Origin of the sequence: Sphingomonas sp. G-3-2-10 (genome assembly GCF_012927115.1) — a bacterium.
Lineage (GTDB): Bacteria > Pseudomonadota > Alphaproteobacteria > Sphingomonadales > Sphingomonadaceae > Sphingomonas.
The window spans coordinates 3,045,353-3,060,809 of the sequence record NZ_JABBFY010000001.1 but is presented as its reverse complement, the minus strand read 5'-3'; the positions used below and the strand labels follow the sequence as shown (position 1 = coordinate 3,060,809).

Sequence of the window (15,457 nt, the reverse complement as noted above, 5' to 3'; positions counted from 1 at the left end):
GGTCAGCCCTTGACGATCGATGCAGCGATCCGGGGCGGCGGCGCCGCTCCGGCGAAAAGGAAGCACAGCAGCCCGATCAGGAAGTTGCCGGCGCGTTCCCCCGCCTCCAGACGGGGGACTTCGGCTTCGGCCGAGGCGTCGGCGGCTTCGCCCAGTATCTCCCGCGCTTCGGCCGCAGCCTCGCGCGCCACCCGAATCGGAATGCCGCCCAGCGCCAGCGTCAGCGGCGCGCTGTTCCGCGCCATCTCGATGTTCATGGCGTAGGCCGGAATCCCGTTCCATTCGAACAGGGAGAGGATCACGCCCGCCTGAGACTGGCTGTACGCGATCACGACGGTCTCGAAGGGATCATCGCTCATGCAGGCGAGTGTGACTCGAAACTGCACCGCCGTCCAGCTAGGTTCCCGCCATGACCCCCATACGCAACATCGTCATCCTCACCGGCGCGGGCGTCTCCGCCGAAAGCGGCATCGCCACTTTTCGCGGCCCCGGCGGACTGTGGGAGGGGCACCGGGTCGAGGATGTCTGCACCCCGCAGGCGCTGCGCCGCGATCCCGAGCTGGTGCATCGCTTCTATGACGAGCGCCGCGCGAAGTTGGCCGAGGTCGAGCCCAATGCCGCGCACCGGGCGCTGGCGCGGCTCGATGCCGAATGGGCCGGCGAGCTGCTGCTGGTGACGCAGAATGTAGACGACCTGCACGAGCGCGCGGGTTCGAAGCGGCTGATCCACATGCATGGCGAACTGAAATCCGCGCTTTGTGCGGAATGCGGCAAGCGCGCGCCGCACGAGGGATCGCTGCCGCCCGGCTCGGCCTGCCCGACATGCGCTTCGCCCGCGCTGCGCCCGGACATCGTGTTCTTCGGCGAGATGCCGTACGCGATGCACGTCATCGAGCGCGCGCTGGAGCAGGCAGATCTGTTCGTCTCGATCGGCACGTCGGGTGCGGTCTATCCCGCCGCCGGCTTCGTCCATTCGGCGCGGCGGATGGGCATCGCCACGCTGGAGATGAACCTGGATCCGTCCGAAGGCAGCATGATGTTCGATGACAGCCGCCGCGGCCCCGCCGGTGAGCGCGTGCCGGAATGGGTCGACGAGATGCTGGGTTAGGATTTCCGCCCGCGCCGGTAGGACAGGGTCTCCCACATCGCGACCAGCACGAGGATCGCGGTCGATCCCATCGAGAGGTGCAGTGGCGTCGGGTGCAGCACGAACGACGCGCCGAGCGCCGCCGAGAGGCCGAGGCCGATCAGATGCGACAGCGGCACGCGATTGCCGATGGCGCGCTTGAACAGTAGGTTGCCGAGCAGATACAGCGCCGGACCGCCGACCAGGCAGAATGCGGCCAGCACGGTCAGGTGGCCATCGGGATGCGTCAGCACCATCTCGTCGGATGCGGCGACGAGGACGATGCCCGCGCCGATCGGCAGATGGAGATAGGTGTACGCCAGCCGGGCGATGCTGCCGGGGTCGTCCGAATGCTCGATCCGGTGGCTGCCGCGCTCCGCGCCGATGTTGAAATAGATCCACCACATCGCGATCGTCGAGGCGAAGGCCGAAACGAAGCCGAGCAGGACCGGGGTGTTCCAGACGAGATCGCTGAAGGTCGCACCGGTGATCAGGATCGATTCGCCCAGCGCGATGATCACGAACAGGCCGCACCGCTCGGCGACATGGCCGCCCTCGACCACCCAATCCCTGCTGTCGGACTTGCCCATGCCGGGCAGGCGGTAGCCGAACGCCGGAGCGCTGCTGTCGAGCAGCAAGGCGATGCCCCAAAGCGCGATCCGCATCTCGGGAACGAACGCACCCGCCAGCCAGAAGACCGCGCCAGCCGCCGCCCACACGGTGATGCGGATGAAATTGACGTAATTGGCAGGGTCCTGCCGCCGTAGCGCCGCCATCATGAACAGCGATCGTCCGACCTGCATCACCGAATAGCCCACCGCGAACAGCGCGGCGCGATCGCCGAACGCCTGCGGAATCGCGATCGACATGGCGAGGCCGCACGCCATCAGCCCGAACAGCATCAGCCGCACCGGGGTGCGCTCGGGATCGAGCCAGTTGGTGCACCATGCGGTGTCGATCCAGCACCACCACACCGCGAGGAACAGCATGCCCGTCTCGACGAACCCCATCGGCGTGGGATGTGCGAGCAGCCCGTGCGAAAGCTGGGTGACCGCGAACACGAAGACGAGATCGAAGAACAGTTCGGCGAAGGACACGCGGGCATGATTGCCGTCGCGTTGCCTGAGCAGGTTTCGTGTGGTCATGCGCTATCCCCCATTTGCGACGGAGGTAGAAGGAAAGACGGCCCTTCGACAAGCTCAGGGCGAACGGTTTGCGGGGAGCGCGATCCTCTCCAATTTCCCGTTCGCCCTGAGCTTGTGGAAAGGCCGTTCTTCTTCTCGCGAAAAGCCGAGTCCGAAGCGTTACGCCGCTTCCGACGCTCCGTCGTCATTGTCGACGATGCCCTTGCGCGGGCGGCGATCGATGCGCAGTTCGAAGATGTCGGGGCGGGCGTGCTGGCCGTCCACGTCCATCACCGACAGCGCCTGCTCGACTTCGGAGAGGTCCAGGTCGGCGACGAGGCATTTGGGGTCCTCGCCGGTCTGCGCGATCATCACGCCATCGGGAGCGATGATCGCGCTGCGGCCCTTCTGGACATAGCCGTCGGGCAGCCGTTCGAGGATCTCGCGCCCCGGGCCCTTGCCGCCCGCCATGCGATAGCCCTGAAGGATGTCGATCTTGTGCTGCACCGTGCCCGCGGCGAGTACGAAGGTTCGGCCCTCGAATGCGTAATGCGACGAAGCGAGCAGGTTGATGTCCTCCACCGTCGGCCACGCCGCGACGTGGACGCTTTCGCCGGTGTGATGCATCGCCGCGCGGGTCAGCGGCATCCAGTGCTCGTTCGAGGCGAGCTGTCCGATCCGCCCCCACGGCGCTTCGTGGACATCGAGGGTCGAGCCGTCGCCGCTGCCGAACAACAGCCGCTCGCCATGACTGGGCAGCAGCTTGCGGTGGACCAGCACCGGCATCTTGGGGCGGAACAGGAACTGGGTGTTGAACAGGCTGGAGCGGACTCGTGAATAGCCGCCGATCGAAACGACCACGCCAGCGATGTCGACTACCCATTGCAGCTGCTGGAAGCGCGGATCCTCGCCGCGGATTGCCTGATCGAGCAGCAGCGCGTGCAGTTCCTTGGTGCCGGGATGCTCCCACAGCGCGGGCGCCGAGACGTGCTGGAGCCAGGCGGGGTATCCGCCGAGGAAGCACTCGCCGAACGCGATCAGCTTCGCGCCGCGTTCGATCGCATCCTTGACGTAGCCGACGGCGCGTTCGAGCCCTTCGGTGATCGCCAGCGGCAGCGGCGTTTCCTGAACGATTGCAGCCTTGAGGATCTTCGTCATTCGACCCAGTCCAACCCTATCTCACGGTAAAGCGAGCGGTCATCTTCCCAGCCCGGCCTTACTTTCACGTGAAGATAGAGATGGACTTTCACTCCCATAAGTTGGGAGAGTTCCTGACGTGCGCGCGCGCCGATTTCCTTGATCCGGCTGCCGCCCTTGCCCAGCACGATCGCCCGCTGGGTCTCGCGGCCGACCAGGATCTGCTGGTGGATCTCGACCGATCCGTCCTCGCGCTCCGAATATTTCTCGGTCTCGACCGCGCTCGCATAGGGCAATTCCGCCCGCAGCTGGAGGTAGAGCTGCTCGCGCGTCACTTCGGCCGCGATCATCCGCTCGGTCGCGTCGGACACCTGATCCTCGGGGAAATGCCACGGGCTTTCCGGCAGGCGCGCGGCGAGCGACGCCTTCAGTTCGGCCACGCCGTCGCCGGTCGAGGCCGAGACGAAGAAGGTCTCCGCGAACGGGATGATCTCGTTGAGCTTCGCCGCGGTGCCGAGCAGACGCGGCTTGTCGGCGATGTCGACCTTGTTGAGGATCAGGATCAGCGGCTCGCTGCGCCCCTTCAGGCTGTCGAGCACGGCATGGACCTTCGGCCCGATCCCGCCCTTGCCATCGACGACAAGCGCGATCGCGTCCGCCCCATCGGTGCCTTCCCACGCGGCGGCCACCATCGCCCGGTCGAGCCGCCGCTCGGGCGTGAAGATGCCCGGCGTATCGACGAGGAGAAGCTGGGTGTCGCCTTCGATCGCGATGCCCATCAGCCGCGCGCGCGTCGTCTGCGCCTTGGGGCTGACGATCGCCACCTTCTGGCCGACCAGCGCGTTGACGAGCGTGGACTTGCCGGCGTTCGGGGCACCGAGGACGGCGATGAGGCCGCAATTCTGGGTTGTTTTAGAGGACATTCGCTACCCCCTACTCCGTTCGCCCTGAGCTTGTCGAAGGGCCGCTCTTCTTTTTCGCGAAAGCCGAGATGAGATCCCAGTCGCCGCGGATCAGCGCCATCTTCTTCGTCCGGCTCCAGCCCTTGATCTGGCGTTCCGTCGCAATCGCTTCGTAGCGTGTGGGGAAGTCCTGACACCATACGAGTTTCACCGGCCGTAGGTTCGACGTGAAACCATCCACGGCCCCGGTCTCGTGTTGAGCGATACGACGCTCCAGATTGTCGGTGTGGCCGGTGTAGAACACACCGCCCCGGCAATGGAGAATATAGGCCCAGAAGCTCATCCGGGCGGAGTAAGAAGGAAGAACGGTCCTTCGACAAGCTCAGGACGAACGGAATTATTTGGCAGCCGCCAGCTTCTCCAGCAACGCCGCGGCTGCCGCGGTCTCCGCCGCGCCCTTGCTCGCGCCTTCGCCGGTGGCGTCGGCCAGCTTGCCGATCGAGACCTTCACAGTGAAGTGCGGGGCGTGGTTCGGGCCGGAGCGGTCCACGATGAGATATTCGGGCGGGCGGCGATTGTTCGCGGCCGCCCATTCCTGCAACGCCGATTTGGGATGCTTGGGCGCCTGCGCATGCGCTTCGATCCGCGTCGCCCATGCCTTGCGGATGAAGGCGCGGACCGCGTCGAGACCGGCATCGAGGAAGAAGGCGCCGATCAGCGCTTCCATCACGTCGCCCAGTACATTGTCGCTGTCGTGCGCGCCGTCCTCGCGGGCCTGCTTGCCCAGCCTGAGGTAGGTCACCACGCCCAGATCGCGCGCGACATCGGCGCACACCGGCCCGGTCACCAGCGCGTTGAGCCGCCGGGACAAGGCACCTTCGGGTTCTTCCGAAAACCGCTCGAACAGCCATTCGGCGATGACCAGCCCGAGCACCCGGTCGCCGAGGAACTCAAGCCGCTCATAATTGGCCGCGGCCTGGCTGCCATGCGTCAGCGCGCGCTCGAACGGCGCGATGCTCGCGGGCGCTCTTCCGAAAGTCTGTTCGATCCATCCCCCCAGCGCGAGGGCCGTCAAAACCCTTCCCCGATCCGGCCCCAGCGCGCGGCGCTGAACCAGGTCCAGGGTAGGAACCAGTTGGCGCTGCCGTCGGTCGACCAGAAGCTGACCACTGCCTTGCCCTGCACATTCTCCAGCGGAACATAGCTGATCCCGCCATCGATATGCGCGACGCGGCTGTCGGCGCTGTCGTCGCGATTGTCGCCCATCAGGAAGACGTTGCCGGCGGGTACGGTGAAGACATCAGTATTGTCGTTGACGTTCGGGCCCTGATCGAGAACCTCATAGGTCTTTCCGTTGGGCAGGGTCTCGCGGTAGCGCGGGATGCTGCACAGCGACGGATCTTTTTCGTCGATGAATGCGCCGCACTTCGCCGCCGGGAAATTGGGCGAGAGCGGCAGGACGAAATTGGCGATCCGCTCCTTCGGGATCGCCTTGCCGTTCAGGATCACCACGCCGTCCTTCATCTGCACCGTATCGCCGGGCAGGCCGATCACGCGCTTGATCCAGTCGGTGTTGTTGGCAGGCGGCGCCTTGAACACCACCACATCGCCCCGCTCGGGCGTGCCTTCGAACACCCGGCCGGGGATCAGCGGCACGCTGAACGGCAGCGAGTGCTTCGAATAGCCGTAGTTCCATTTCGTGATGAACAGATAGTCGCCGATCAGCAGGCGCGGCAGCATCGACTCGCTGGGGATGCTGAACGGCGAGAAGATGAAGCTGCGGACGATGAAGACGACGATCGCGAGCTTGAGCAGGAACGACGCGAGGTCGCGCCATTCGGACTGTGGCTTCTCGGGCGCGAGCGGATCGACGGTATAGCCTTTTTCCATGCGGGCTAGCTCTGCTTGGGCGGGCGGTTGCCGTCAAGCAGGACAATCCTGCCATTGGCCTGCAACTTGCCCCGAACCGGTCTTGTGAAGCGCGGGTTGTGCGACGATAGGACAGGCGACGAAGACAGGAGTTCGAACATGGCGACGCCCGACTGGTCCACGATCCGCGCGCTGGAGGACAAGCCGCTGACGGTGTTGTTCGCGGAGGATTCGGCCCGGCTCGACTTGCTTGGTCTCGACGTCAGCGGTATCCGCTTCGACTGGTCGAAGACTCACCTGACCGGTGAAGCCATCGCCGCCTTCGCCAGGATCGCCGAATCGATGGGCCTCGCGGCGAAGCGCGACGCGCTTTACGCCGGCGAAGCGATCAACGTGACGGAAGGACGCGCCGCCGAACATGGCGCCGAGCGGGGCGAAGGCGCGCCGGAAAGCGTCGCCCGGTCGCGCATGTTCCACGCCCGGATGCGCGGGCTGATCGATGTGATCGAAGCCGAGGCGCTGGGGCCGGTGCGGCATATCCTGCATATCGGCATCGGCGGATCGGCGCTGGGGCCGGACCTGCTGGTCGACGCGCTGGGCCGCGACGCCGATCGCTACGATGTCGCGATCGTCTCCAACGTCGATGGCGTTGCGATCGAGGATGCGATGGACCGGTTCGATCCGCAGGCGACGATCGTCGCGGTCGCGTCGAAGACCTTCACCACTACCGAGACGCTGCTCAACGCACAAAGCGCGCTGGCCTGGCTGCAGGAAGGCGGGGTGGACGATCCCTATGGCCGGATGATCGCGCTCACCGCCGCGCCGGACAAGGCAGTCGAATGGGGCATCGACGAGACTCGCGTGCTGCCCTTCTCCGAAAGCGTCGGCGGGCGTTACTCGCTGTGGTCGTCGATCGGCTTTCCCGCGGCGATGGCGCTGGGCTGGGATGCGTTCGAGGAACTGCTCGAAGGCGCGGCCGAGATGGACCGCCACTTCCGCTTCACCGAGCTTTCGAAGAACGCGCCCGTGCTCGCCGCCTTCGCCGACCTTTATTACACCCAGAAACGCGGCTGCGAGACGCGCGCGGTGTTCGCCTATGACCAGCGATTGAAGCTGCTCCCTTCCTATCTCCAGCAGCTCGAGATGGAATCGAACGGCAAGCGCGTGACGGCGCAGGGCGAAGCGGTCGCCTGGCCGACCTCGCCGATCACCTGGGGCGGCGTCGGCACCGATGCCCAGCACGCGGTGTTCCAGCTGCTCCATCAGGGCACGCATCTCGTGCCGGTCGAGTTCGTCGCCTCGATCGAGGCCGGTGACGCGCAGGACCCCGATCATCACCGCCAGCTGCTGCTCAACGCCTTCGCACAGGGCGCCGCGCTGATGGCGGGGCGCGCCAATGAAGACGAAGCGCGCGCCTATCCCGGCAACCGCCCGTCGAGCACGCTGCTGCTCGATCGCGTGGATCCGCGCACGCTGGGCGCGCTGATCGCCTTCTACGAAGCACGGACCTTCGTGAACGCGGTGCTGCTCGGCATCAATCCGTTCGACCAGTTCGGCGTCGAGCTGGGCAAGGAAATGGCAAAGGCGGCCGATCGCGGCGGGCAGGATTTCGACGCCTCGACCACCGATCTGATCCAGCGCGCGTTCGGCTGAAGCTGGCGCGCAGGCCAACGCACCCTTATCTCCGTTCGTGCTGAGCTTGTCGAAGCACCGTTCTTTCTTCTGGCCGGCGTCAAGAAGGACGGCCCTTCGACAAGCTCAGGGCGAACGGTAATTATCTGAGGAATCCGGGTCTCATGACCAGCTACGACTACGACCTCTTCGTCATCGGTGCAGGCTCCGGCGGCGTCCGCGCATCGCGCATCGCGGCGGCTTACGGCGCGAAAGTCGCGGTGGCCGAGGAATATCGGGTCGGCGGCACCTGCGTCATCCGCGGCTGCGTGCCCAAGAAGCTGCTCGTCTATGGCGCGCATTTCGCCGAGGATCTGAAGGACGCGCGCAAGTTCGGCTGGGACGTGCCCGAATGCGGGTTCGACTGGCCGCTGCTGCGCGACAATGTGCTGGGCGAAGTCGACCGGCTCAACGGCCTCTACAACCAGACGCTGGAGAATAACGGCGTCGAGGTGATCCTTGAGCGCGCCACCCTTTCCGGGCCGCACGAAGTCACGCTGGCTTCGGGCAGGACGATCAGCGCGAAATATATCCTGATCGCGGTCGGCGCGCATCCGCAGACGCCCGATTGCCCGGGCAGCGAGCTGGGCATCACGTCGAACGAAGTCTTCCATCTGGAAACCCTGCCGAAGCGCGTGCTGATCGCCGGCGCGGGCTATATCGCCAACGAGTTCGCCGGCATCTTCAACGAATTCGGTTCGAAGGTGACGCTGATCAACCGCAGCGACGTGATCCTGCGCGGCTATGACGAGCAGATCCGCGACCGGCTGCTCCAGATCTCGATCGCCAAGGGGATCGAGTTCCGCTTCAACGCGGCGTTCAAGGGAATCGAGAAGGTCGAGGGCGGGTTGAAGGTCGAGATGACCAATCACGAGCCCATCGAAGTCGATTGCGTCCTCTTCGCCACCGGCCGCGCGCCGAACACTGCGGGGCTGGGGCTGGCCGAGGTCGGCGTCGAACTCGACGTGGTCGGCGCGGTGAAGGTCGATGCCGACAACAAGTCGAGCGTCGACAACATCTATGCGGTGGGCGACGTGACCAACCGGGTCCAACTGACCCCGGTCGCGATCCGCGAGGGGCAGGCGTTCGCCGACACCATCTTCGGCGGCAAGCCGCACCAGGTCGATTACGAGAATATTCCGGCCGCGGTGTTCAGCCATCCGCCGATGGCGGGTGTGGGCCTTACCGAGAGCGCGGCGAAGAACAAGTTCGGCACGGTAAAGGTCTATACCTCGGACTTCCGCGCGATGAAGAATGTGCTGGCGGGCCGCAACGAGCGCGCGCTTTACAAGATGGTCTGCGATCCGGTGACGAACCGGGTGCTCGGCCTGCACATGATCGGTCCCGATGCGCCGGAAATCCTTCAGGCGGCTGCGATCGCGGTGAAGGCCGGCCTGACCAAGGACGCCTTCGACCAGACCGTGGCGCTGCATCCCAGCATGGCCGAGGAACTGGTGCTGATGAAATAGGCGATCAGGCCGCGTCGCGCAGCTTGGTCAACTTACCCTCGGCAGCCTTGTGGACCATCTTCACCAGCCGTTTCGAATCCTTGAGGATCTCGGACTTGATGAAGAAGCCGAGCGCGCCGCGCTCGATCGCGTCCTTCGCGGCTTCGGCATGGCTGGTCAGCATGATCGCATGGGTCTGAAGATGGATCGTGTCGAGCAATGCGAGGCCGTCGACGCCGGGCATCGCGATGTCGAGCGTCGCCACATGCGGGTGCAGCGTGTGGACCATGCGGATCGCCGTCGCCGCATCGGCGGCCGATCCGACCAGCTCGATGTCCGGCTCGCGCCCCAGTACTTCCTCCAGCATGGCGCGGATCGTCACCGAATCATCGACGATCAGCACTCGAATCGGCACCATGATTCCACTCCTTCGAGCCTCCGCCTTACGGCGACAACGCACGAGAGGGGAGTTCGGGGAAACCCGGGGCGGGCGCTTAAGATTCTGTTTTGATTACATCCTGTTGCAGCAGCGCGTCGGCTTCGGTCATTTCGACCTTGCCCGCACCGCGCTTGAGCCATGCCGTCGTCGCCAGATCCCAGGTCACGTTGCCCACCGTACGCATGATATCCGGCAACGTCTCGACCGCGACGAGCAGACCGAGCGGCGACAGCGGTGCGCCGATGGTCGATGAAACCGGTGCGATCGCGCTCACATAGCTCACGGTGCCCGGCAGGCTGACCGAACCGAGCGAGGTCAGCGTCGCAACGACCGCGCCGATCGCCAGCGTCGCCGGGCTGAGCGGCACGCCGAACCAGGTAGCGACATAGATCGCCACCGCGAAGTTCATCGCCGGCCCCGTCGCGCGAAAGATTGCCACCGCCAGCGGCAAGGTGACGCCCGATACCGAGACCGGAACATCCAGCTCCGCCGCGCCTTCGATCATCACCGGCAGCGTGGCCAGCGAGGATTGCGTGCTGAGCGCCACGGCCTGGCTGGGCAAGGCGGCGCGGGCATAGCGCACGAAACGGATGCGTCCGCCGAAGATCGCCACCGGATAGGCGAAGAGCGTGACGACGAGACCGACCCCGGCGACGACAAGGATATAGTGGATCAGCGCGCCGAACGCGCCGGTGCCCGCCTCGGCGCCGACCACCATCGCCAGCGCGAACACGCCGATCGGGCCGACCCACAGCACCCAGTTGATCACCACCAGCATCACGTCGCGGATCGCCGCGAAGAAACCGACCAGCAGCTTGCGCGCATCCTCGGGCACCCGCGTCATCGCGAAGGCGAAGATCAGCGAGAAGATGATCAGCGACAGGAACGCATTCTCCGCCGCCGCCTTGATGATATTGGCCGGGATGATCGCCGCGAAGAAGTCACCCAGCGGGGGCATCGGCCCAACCTGCTCGGCGCCCGATAGCGCCGCGCGCAGGCTCGCCGCCGATTCCTGCGGCAGCGGCCACAGTTCGAGGAACAGCGGGGTGAGGATCGCCGCCGCGACGGCCGACAGGAACAGCACGGTGACGTAGAGCGCGATCGCGCGCCCGGCGAGCTTGCCCGCCCGCGCCGCCTCGGCCGTGGCGGTCACGCCGGTGATCAGCAGCGCGACGACCAGCGGCACGATCGTCATCTGCAGGCCGTTCAGCCACGCCTTGCCGACCGGATGCACCCAGTCGGCGATCGGCATGCCGGTGCGCGGCACGAGCAGCGCTCCGGCAAGCAGGCCGATGACCAGGCCGAGCAGGATTCGCACGGGTTGCGGCTTGCTCGCGCTGCCCAGAAGCACTTGTACGACCGAATTCAATATGCCCAGCAACAGCGACATGCTCGCCCTCTTCATGTTTCGGCGCTATTCAGTCGCGCGGCCGGGCGTAACAAGGCCGCGAGAGACGGGGCATGGCAAGAAAATATTTCGGTACCGACGGAATCCGCGGCGCGACCAATGCGCATCCGATGACGGCCGCGATGGCGATGAAGGTCGGAATGGCCGCCGGAGCGCATTTCGTGCGGGGCGACCACAAGCATCGCGTGGTGATCGGCAAGGACACGCGCCTGTCGGGCTATATGCTCGAAAACGCGATGGTCGCGGGCTTCACCAGTGTGGGCATGGACGTGGTGCTGGTCGGCCCGATGCCGACGCCCGCGGTGGCGATGCTGACCAAATCGATGCGCGCCGATCTGGGCGTGATGATCTCCGCCAGCCACAATCCCTACGCCGATAACGGCATCAAGCTGTTCGGCCCCGACGGCTACAAGCTCTCCGATGCTGACGAGATGGCGATCGAAGCGATGATCGATGGCGAAGTCCCGCTGGCCGCGTCCGAGAATATCGGCCGCGCGCGCCGCGTGGAGGATGCGCGCGGCCGCTATATTCATTTCGCCAAATCGACCTTTCCCGACGATCTGCGGCTCGATGGCCTCAAGATCGTGGTCGATTGCGCCAATGGCGCGGCCTATCAGGTCGCGCCTTCCGCCTTGTGGGAACTGGGCGCTGAAGTGATCGCGATCGGCGTGTCGCCCAACGGCAAGAACATCAATGACGGCGTCGGCTCGACCGCGCCGAACACGCTTTGCGAGACGGTGGTCCTGCATGGTGCGGCGATCGGGATCGCGCTGGACGGCGACGCCGACCGGCTGATCGTCGTGGACGAGAATGGCAAGGTGATCGACGGCGATCAGCTGATGGCGCTGATCGCCAGCGGCTGGGCGCGGCAGGGCCGGTTGCAGGGCGGCGGGCTGGTGGCGACCGTCATGTCCAATCTGGGCCTCGAACGGCATCTCGCCGCGCAGGGCCTCGGCCTCGTCCGCGCCTCGGTCGGCGACCGCTACGTGCTCGAGAAGATGCGCGGCTCGGGCTATAATGTCGGTGGCGAGCAATCGGGCCACATCATCCTGTCCGATTACGCGACCACCGGCGACGGGCTGGTCGCGGCGCTTCAGGTGCTGGCCGAGCTGGTCCGTTCGGGCGCGCCGGCCAGCGAAGTGCTGCACCGCTTCGATCCGCTGCCGCAGATTCTCAAGAATGTCCGCTTCAAGGGCGGCAAGCCGCTGGAGGACGAGACGCTGAAGGCGGTGATCGCCGAAGCCGATGCGGATATTTCGGGCAAGGGCGGCCGCCTGCTGATCCGGCCTTCGGGCACCGAGCCGGTGATCCGGGTGATGGCGGAAGGCGATGACCGGGGTCAGGTCGAAGCCGTGGTCGATCGGGTGTGCGACGCGGTGCGGAAGGCGGCGGCGTAATGCTGGACATGCGCCCCGATTGCGAACGCTGCGGCACTACGCTTCCCGCCAGTCAGGGCGGCGCATTCATCTGCTCGTTCGAATGCACCTTCTGCGCGTTGTGTGCCGATGCGCTGGACGAGCGCTGCCCCAATTGCGGCGGTGAGCTGCTCGACCGGCCGACCCGGGTGGGTGCCGCGCTTGCCCGCAACCCCGCCAGCACCGAAAGCAGGTTCAAGGGCTGATCATTTCGCGCTGTCCTACAGCCCGCGACTTGTGCCAGAGACTCAGGTCATGACCCTTTCCCTCGCCTTTCCCGCAGCGCCATGCCCGGCGGCCGGGAAGGACCGGTTTTTCCCTATATTGGTGTCAACCGTGTCAACCGGATCGCCGATCTCATGACGCCCCGCATTCTCATCATCGCAGGCTCGGATTCCGGTGGCGGGGCGGGCATCCAGGCGGACATCAAGGCCGTCACCATGCTCGGCGGCCATGCGATGACCGCGATCACCGCGATCACCGCGCAGAACACGCAGGGCGTCGATGGCGTCCATCCGATCCCGACCGAGATGGTGATCGCGCAGATCGATTCGGTGGTGCGCGATATCGGCGTGGACGCAGTGAAGATCGGGATGATCGGCTCCGCGCGCACCGCGCTGGCGGTGGCCGAGAAGCTTGAGGAATTGCGCGGCATTCCGATCGTGTTCGATCCGGTGATGGTCGCTACCAGCGGCGCGGCGCTGGCCGACGACGCGACGATCGCCGCGTTCGAGCGGCTGATGCGCATCTGCACCGTCTGTACCCCGAACCTGCCAGAGCTGAAGGCGCTTTCGGGCATGTCGGTGGTCGACAAGGCCAAGCAGCGCGAGAGCGCGCAGTCGCTGGTCAACCGGCGCGGTTGCGCGGTGTTGGTCAAGGGCGGCCATGCCAAGGGGCGGCAGGTGACCGATCGGCTGTTCGCCCCCGCCACCAGCGATCATCCGCCCGAAACCGAATGGACCAACGCCCGGATCGACAGCGAAAGCACCCACGGCACCGGCTGCACATTGGCCTCGGCGATCGCGACCGAACTCGCCAAGGACTGGTCGCTGGTCGAAGCGGTGACGCACGCGCGGCGCTTCGTCCGCATGGCGATGCACGAAGCGCCGGGGCTGGGCGGGGGGCATGGCCCGATGGGGCAGCAGGGCGTCCGGCTCGATCTCAATCTCAGCCGCTTCTCGCCGATGCTCAATCAGGTGACCGTGCCGGCGAGCGACCTGACCGCGAGCGAGCATTTCTATCGCGCTTTGGGTCTCAAGCAGATCGTCCAGTCCAAGCCGCGCTATGCCCGGTTCGAAACCGAAGGCGGCGCGACCTTCTCGATTGCCACCGACGAGAGTTACACCGGCCCCGTCGTCTATTTCGAATGCGGCGATCTCGACACGGCGGTCACCTTCCTCAAGCAGCAAGGGATCGTCTTCGAGCAGGAACCGGCCGATCAGACCTGGGGCTGGCGCGAAGCGCGGCTGCGCGATCCGGCGGGCAACGCAGTCTGTCTCTATCAGGCCGGCGAGCAGCGCCGCTTTCCGCCTTGGCGGATCAACGATGCTTAAACCTTCCGGGCCTGATTATTCGTTTGAATCCAGACATATCGGACCCGTCGCCGGGGTGGACGAAGCCGGACGCGGGCCGCTCGCCGGGCCGGTCGTGGCCGCGGCGGTGGTGCTCGATCCGGACTGCATTCCCGAGGGCCTGAACGATTCGAAGGTGCTGACTGCCGCGAAGCGCGCTGCATTGTGCGCGCGGCTGCTGGAATGCGCGAAGGTCGGCGTGGGCATCGCCACGGTCGAGGAGATCGACGAGCTCAACATATTGTGGGCGACGATGCTGGCGATGACTCGCGCGGTCGAGGCGCTCGGCTTCCGTCCGGCGATGGTGCTGGTCGACGGCAATCGTTGCCCGCGCTGGAATCACCAGTCCGAAGCGATCGTCAGCGGCGACGCGCTGTGCCTGTCGATCGCGGCGGCCTCGATTGTCGCCAAGCATCGCCGCGACACGATGATGGCCGAGTACGACCTGATCTATCCGGGCTATGGCTGGGCCAGCAACAAGGGCTATGGCGCGAAGGTCCATCAGGAAGCGCTGCGCACGCTCGGGCCGACTCCACTCCACCGCCGCAGCTTCGCGCCGGTGGCGCAGGCGTTTCTGGATTTCTAGGCCTCGGCGCCGAGCGCTTCGCTCAGCCACTCCGGCACCAGCGCATCGCCGAGCGATTCGACGCGGCGCAATTCGATCATCAGGCCGAGTTCGGGATAGCTGGCGCGGGTCCGGTCGCCCGCTTCGCCGAGCGGTGCGACCACGAGGCGGCGGTTCACCTTGGCGCGATAGTGCATCCGGGCGGTGTTCTCCTGCCCGATATAGCAGCCCTTGGCGTAGCTCACGCCGTTCAGCTCGGCGGCGTTGCATTCGAGCCAGAGCGTCTTGTCCTGCCCCAGTTCCGCGACCCCTTCGGCCACGCCGAGCGACAAGCGGTGTGCAAGCCAGCCGGTGGCAATCTCGCCCTCCGCGCTGCCCAGCCAGCGGCGGCCAAGTTCGGGGAGGCGCGGATCGGGAACGCCCTCGCTGCCGCCCTGCGACCAATGGACGCCGCCTTCGACCGGCTGGATCGTGATCGGCCGGCGCAGGCGATACAGCGTCAGCCGCTTGGCCAGCGCCTCGCGCTGATCGGCTTCGCAATCGATCAGCAGGTCGTCGCCATCCGCCCACAGGATGAAATCGAACAGTGCCTTGCCCTGCGGGGTCAGCAGCGCGCTCCATTGCGGCGCACCTTCGGTGACCGCAGTCACATCGTTGGTGAGAAGCCCCTGAAGGAAGCCGCGGATATCCTCTCCCGCAATCCGGAGGAGGGCACGGTTCGGGAGCAGGGTGGCATCGGTCATCGCCAAGAGGTAGGAGGCCGCACACTCCAGTGAAAGAGG

Annotated in this window: 17 protein-coding genes; 7 read left to right on the top strand and 10 right to left on the bottom strand. The window is 65.9% G+C overall.

Annotated features, from left to right (window positions below; translation table 11 throughout):
- Nucleotides 1-2 precede the first annotated feature (2 nt).
- Nucleotides 3-359, bottom strand: coding sequence for a hypothetical protein (locus HHL13_RS15400; protein WP_169556488.1), 357 nt, complete (start codon nucleotides 357-359; stop codon nucleotides 3-5).
- A 50-nt stretch (nucleotides 360-409) separates the two neighbouring features.
- On the opposite strand from HHL13_RS15400, the gene HHL13_RS15395 reads away from it, so the two are divergent.
- Nucleotides 410-1,108 (top strand): NAD-dependent deacylase, encoded by a 699-nt coding sequence (locus tag HHL13_RS15395; RefSeq protein WP_169556487.1) that lies wholly within the window; start codon nucleotides 410-412, stop codon nucleotides 1,106-1,108.
- Here the strand turns inward: HHL13_RS15395 and HHL13_RS15390 are convergent.
- The 6 genes from HHL13_RS15390 to lepB form a co-directional block, all read right to left on the bottom strand.
- The gene (locus HHL13_RS15390) at nucleotides 1,105-2,271 is read right to left on the bottom strand and encodes a low temperature requirement protein A (protein ID WP_169556486.1); all 1,167 of its coding nucleotides are present in this window, start codon (nucleotides 2,269-2,271) and stop codon (nucleotides 1,105-1,107) included. The two genes, HHL13_RS15395 and HHL13_RS15390, sit on opposite strands and share 4 nt — an antisense overlap.
- Before the next feature lie 159 nt (nucleotides 2,272-2,430).
- On the bottom strand, nucleotides 2,431-3,408 hold the full coding sequence (locus HHL13_RS15385) for a nitrilase-related carbon-nitrogen hydrolase (RefSeq protein WP_169556485.1): 978 nt from the start codon (nucleotides 3,406-3,408) through the stop codon (nucleotides 2,431-2,433).
- Nucleotides 3,405-4,310 (bottom strand): GTPase Era, encoded by a 906-nt coding sequence (gene era, locus HHL13_RS15380; protein ID WP_169556484.1) that lies wholly within the window; start codon nucleotides 4,308-4,310, stop codon nucleotides 3,405-3,407. Before era ends, HHL13_RS15385 begins: the two co-directional genes overlap by 4 nt.
- 10 nt (nucleotides 4,311-4,320) lie before the next feature.
- Complete coding sequence (locus tag HHL13_RS15375) at nucleotides 4,321-4,632, bottom strand: GIY-YIG nuclease family protein (RefSeq protein ID WP_169556483.1); 312 nt, start codon at nucleotides 4,630-4,632, stop codon at nucleotides 4,321-4,323.
- A gap of 54 nt (nucleotides 4,633-4,686) precedes the next feature.
- Nucleotides 4,687-5,364, bottom strand: coding sequence for a ribonuclease III (gene rnc, locus HHL13_RS15370; protein WP_240953725.1), 678 nt, complete (start codon nucleotides 5,362-5,364; stop codon nucleotides 4,687-4,689).
- Nucleotides 5,361-6,179, bottom strand: coding sequence for a signal peptidase I (gene lepB, locus HHL13_RS15365; protein WP_169556482.1), 819 nt, complete (start codon nucleotides 6,177-6,179; stop codon nucleotides 5,361-5,363). Before lepB ends, rnc begins: the two co-directional genes overlap by 4 nt.
- A gap of 138 nt (nucleotides 6,180-6,317) precedes the next feature.
- Here lepB and pgi point away from each other — a divergent pair, with 138 nt between their 5' ends.
- Together pgi and gor are read left to right on the top strand one after the other, a co-directional pair.
- Nucleotides 6,318-7,811, top strand: a complete 1,494-nt coding sequence (gene pgi, locus HHL13_RS15360; RefSeq protein ID WP_169556481.1) for a glucose-6-phosphate isomerase — start codon at nucleotides 6,318-6,320, stop codon at nucleotides 7,809-7,811.
- 143 nt (nucleotides 7,812-7,954) lie between these two features.
- Nucleotides 7,955-9,298 (top strand): glutathione-disulfide reductase, encoded by a 1,344-nt coding sequence (gene gor, locus HHL13_RS15355; protein ID WP_169556480.1) that lies wholly within the window; start codon nucleotides 7,955-7,957, stop codon nucleotides 9,296-9,298.
- Nucleotides 9,299-9,302: 4 nt separating this feature from the next.
- On the opposite strand, the gene HHL13_RS15350 is transcribed toward gor, so the two are convergent.
- Both HHL13_RS15350 and HHL13_RS15345 read right to left on the bottom strand, forming a co-directional pair.
- Complete coding sequence (locus HHL13_RS15350; RefSeq protein WP_169556479.1) at nucleotides 9,303-9,695, bottom strand: response regulator; 393 nt, start codon at nucleotides 9,693-9,695, stop codon at nucleotides 9,303-9,305.
- Nucleotides 9,696-9,771: 76 nt separating this feature from the next.
- Entirely contained in the window at nucleotides 9,772-11,121 is a 1,350-nt protein-coding gene (locus tag HHL13_RS15345) for a dicarboxylate/amino acid:cation symporter (RefSeq protein ID WP_240953724.1), read from the bottom strand.
- Between the two features lie 56 nt (nucleotides 11,122-11,177).
- Here HHL13_RS15345 and glmM point away from each other — a divergent pair, with 56 nt between their 5' ends.
- The 4 genes from glmM (at nucleotide 11,178) to HHL13_RS15325 (ending at nucleotide 14,696) form a co-directional block, all read left to right on the top strand.
- Nucleotides 11,178-12,521, top strand: coding sequence for a phosphoglucosamine mutase (gene glmM / locus HHL13_RS15340; protein ID WP_169556478.1), 1,344 nt, complete (start codon nucleotides 11,178-11,180; stop codon nucleotides 12,519-12,521).
- Nucleotides 12,521-12,745 (top strand): DUF1272 domain-containing protein, encoded by a 225-nt coding sequence (locus HHL13_RS15335; protein WP_169556477.1) that lies wholly within the window; start codon nucleotides 12,521-12,523, stop codon nucleotides 12,743-12,745. Before glmM ends, HHL13_RS15335 begins: the two co-directional genes overlap by 1 nt.
- A 153-nt stretch (nucleotides 12,746-12,898) precedes the next feature.
- Nucleotides 12,899-14,092 carry a bifunctional hydroxymethylpyrimidine kinase/phosphomethylpyrimidine kinase gene (thiD, locus tag HHL13_RS15330; protein ID WP_169556476.1) on the top strand — a complete coding sequence of 398 codons (1,194 nt, stop codon included), beginning with the start codon at nucleotides 12,899-12,901 and terminating at the stop codon, nucleotides 14,090-14,092.
- Nucleotides 14,085-14,696: a ribonuclease HII gene (locus HHL13_RS15325; protein ID WP_169556475.1), complete on the top strand. Its 612-nt coding sequence runs from the start codon at nucleotides 14,085-14,087 to the stop codon at nucleotides 14,694-14,696. The genes thiD and HHL13_RS15325 overlap by 8 nt, the downstream gene beginning before the upstream one ends.
- Here HHL13_RS15325 and HHL13_RS15320 read toward each other — a convergent pair.
- Nucleotides 14,693-15,418 carry a folate-binding protein YgfZ gene (locus HHL13_RS15320; protein ID WP_169556474.1) on the bottom strand — a complete coding sequence of 242 codons (726 nt, stop codon included), beginning with the start codon at nucleotides 15,416-15,418 and terminating at the stop codon, nucleotides 14,693-14,695. The two genes, HHL13_RS15325 and HHL13_RS15320, sit on opposite strands and share 4 nt — an antisense overlap.
- Nucleotides 15,419-15,457: the final 39 nt, after the last annotated feature.

What these genes read in the sequence shown, in the direction of transcription:
- HHL13_RS15400 (WP_169556488.1), bottom strand. Translation starts at nt 359, where the DNA reads ATGAGCGATGATCCCTTCGAGACCGTCGTGATCGCGTACAGCCAGTCT.
- HHL13_RS15395 (WP_169556487.1), top strand. Translation starts at nt 410, where the DNA reads ATGACCCCCATACGCAACATCGTCATCCTCACCGGCGCGGGCGTCTCC.
- HHL13_RS15390 (WP_169556486.1), bottom strand. Translation starts at nt 2,271, where the DNA reads ATGACCACACGAAACCTGCTCAGGCAACGCGACGGCAATCATGCCCGC.
- HHL13_RS15385 (WP_169556485.1), bottom strand. Translation starts at nt 3,408, where the DNA reads ATGACGAAGATCCTCAAGGCTGCAATCGTTCAGGAAACGCCGCTGCCG.
- era (WP_169556484.1), bottom strand. Translation starts at nt 4,310, where the DNA reads ATGTCCTCTAAAACAACCCAGAATTGCGGCCTCATCGCCGTCCTCGGT.
- HHL13_RS15375 (WP_169556483.1), bottom strand. Translation starts at nt 4,632, where the DNA reads ATGAGCTTCTGGGCCTATATTCTCCATTGCCGGGGCGGTGTGTTCTAC.
- lepB (WP_169556482.1), bottom strand. Translation starts at nt 6,179, where the DNA reads ATGGAAAAAGGCTATACCGTCGATCCGCTCGCGCCCGAGAAGCCACAG.
- pgi (WP_169556481.1), top strand. Translation starts at nt 6,318, where the DNA reads ATGGCGACGCCCGACTGGTCCACGATCCGCGCGCTGGAGGACAAGCCG.
- gor (WP_169556480.1), top strand. Translation starts at nt 7,955, where the DNA reads ATGACCAGCTACGACTACGACCTCTTCGTCATCGGTGCAGGCTCCGGC.
- HHL13_RS15350 (WP_169556479.1), bottom strand. Translation starts at nt 9,695, where the DNA reads ATGGTGCCGATTCGAGTGCTGATCGTCGATGATTCGGTGACGATCCGC.
- HHL13_RS15345 (WP_240953724.1), bottom strand. Translation starts at nt 11,121, where the DNA reads ATGAAGAGGGCGAGCATGTCGCTGTTGCTGGGCATATTGAATTCGGTC.
- glmM (WP_169556478.1), top strand. Translation starts at nt 11,178, where the DNA reads ATGGCAAGAAAATATTTCGGTACCGACGGAATCCGCGGCGCGACCAAT.
- HHL13_RS15335 (WP_169556477.1), top strand. Translation starts at nt 12,521, where the DNA reads ATGCTGGACATGCGCCCCGATTGCGAACGCTGCGGCACTACGCTTCCC.
- thiD (WP_169556476.1), top strand. Translation starts at nt 12,899, where the DNA reads ATGACGCCCCGCATTCTCATCATCGCAGGCTCGGATTCCGGTGGCGGG.
- HHL13_RS15325 (WP_169556475.1), top strand. Translation starts at nt 14,085, where the DNA reads ATGCTTAAACCTTCCGGGCCTGATTATTCGTTTGAATCCAGACATATC.
- HHL13_RS15320 (WP_169556474.1), bottom strand. Translation starts at nt 15,418, where the DNA reads ATGACCGATGCCACCCTGCTCCCGAACCGTGCCCTCCTCCGGATTGCG.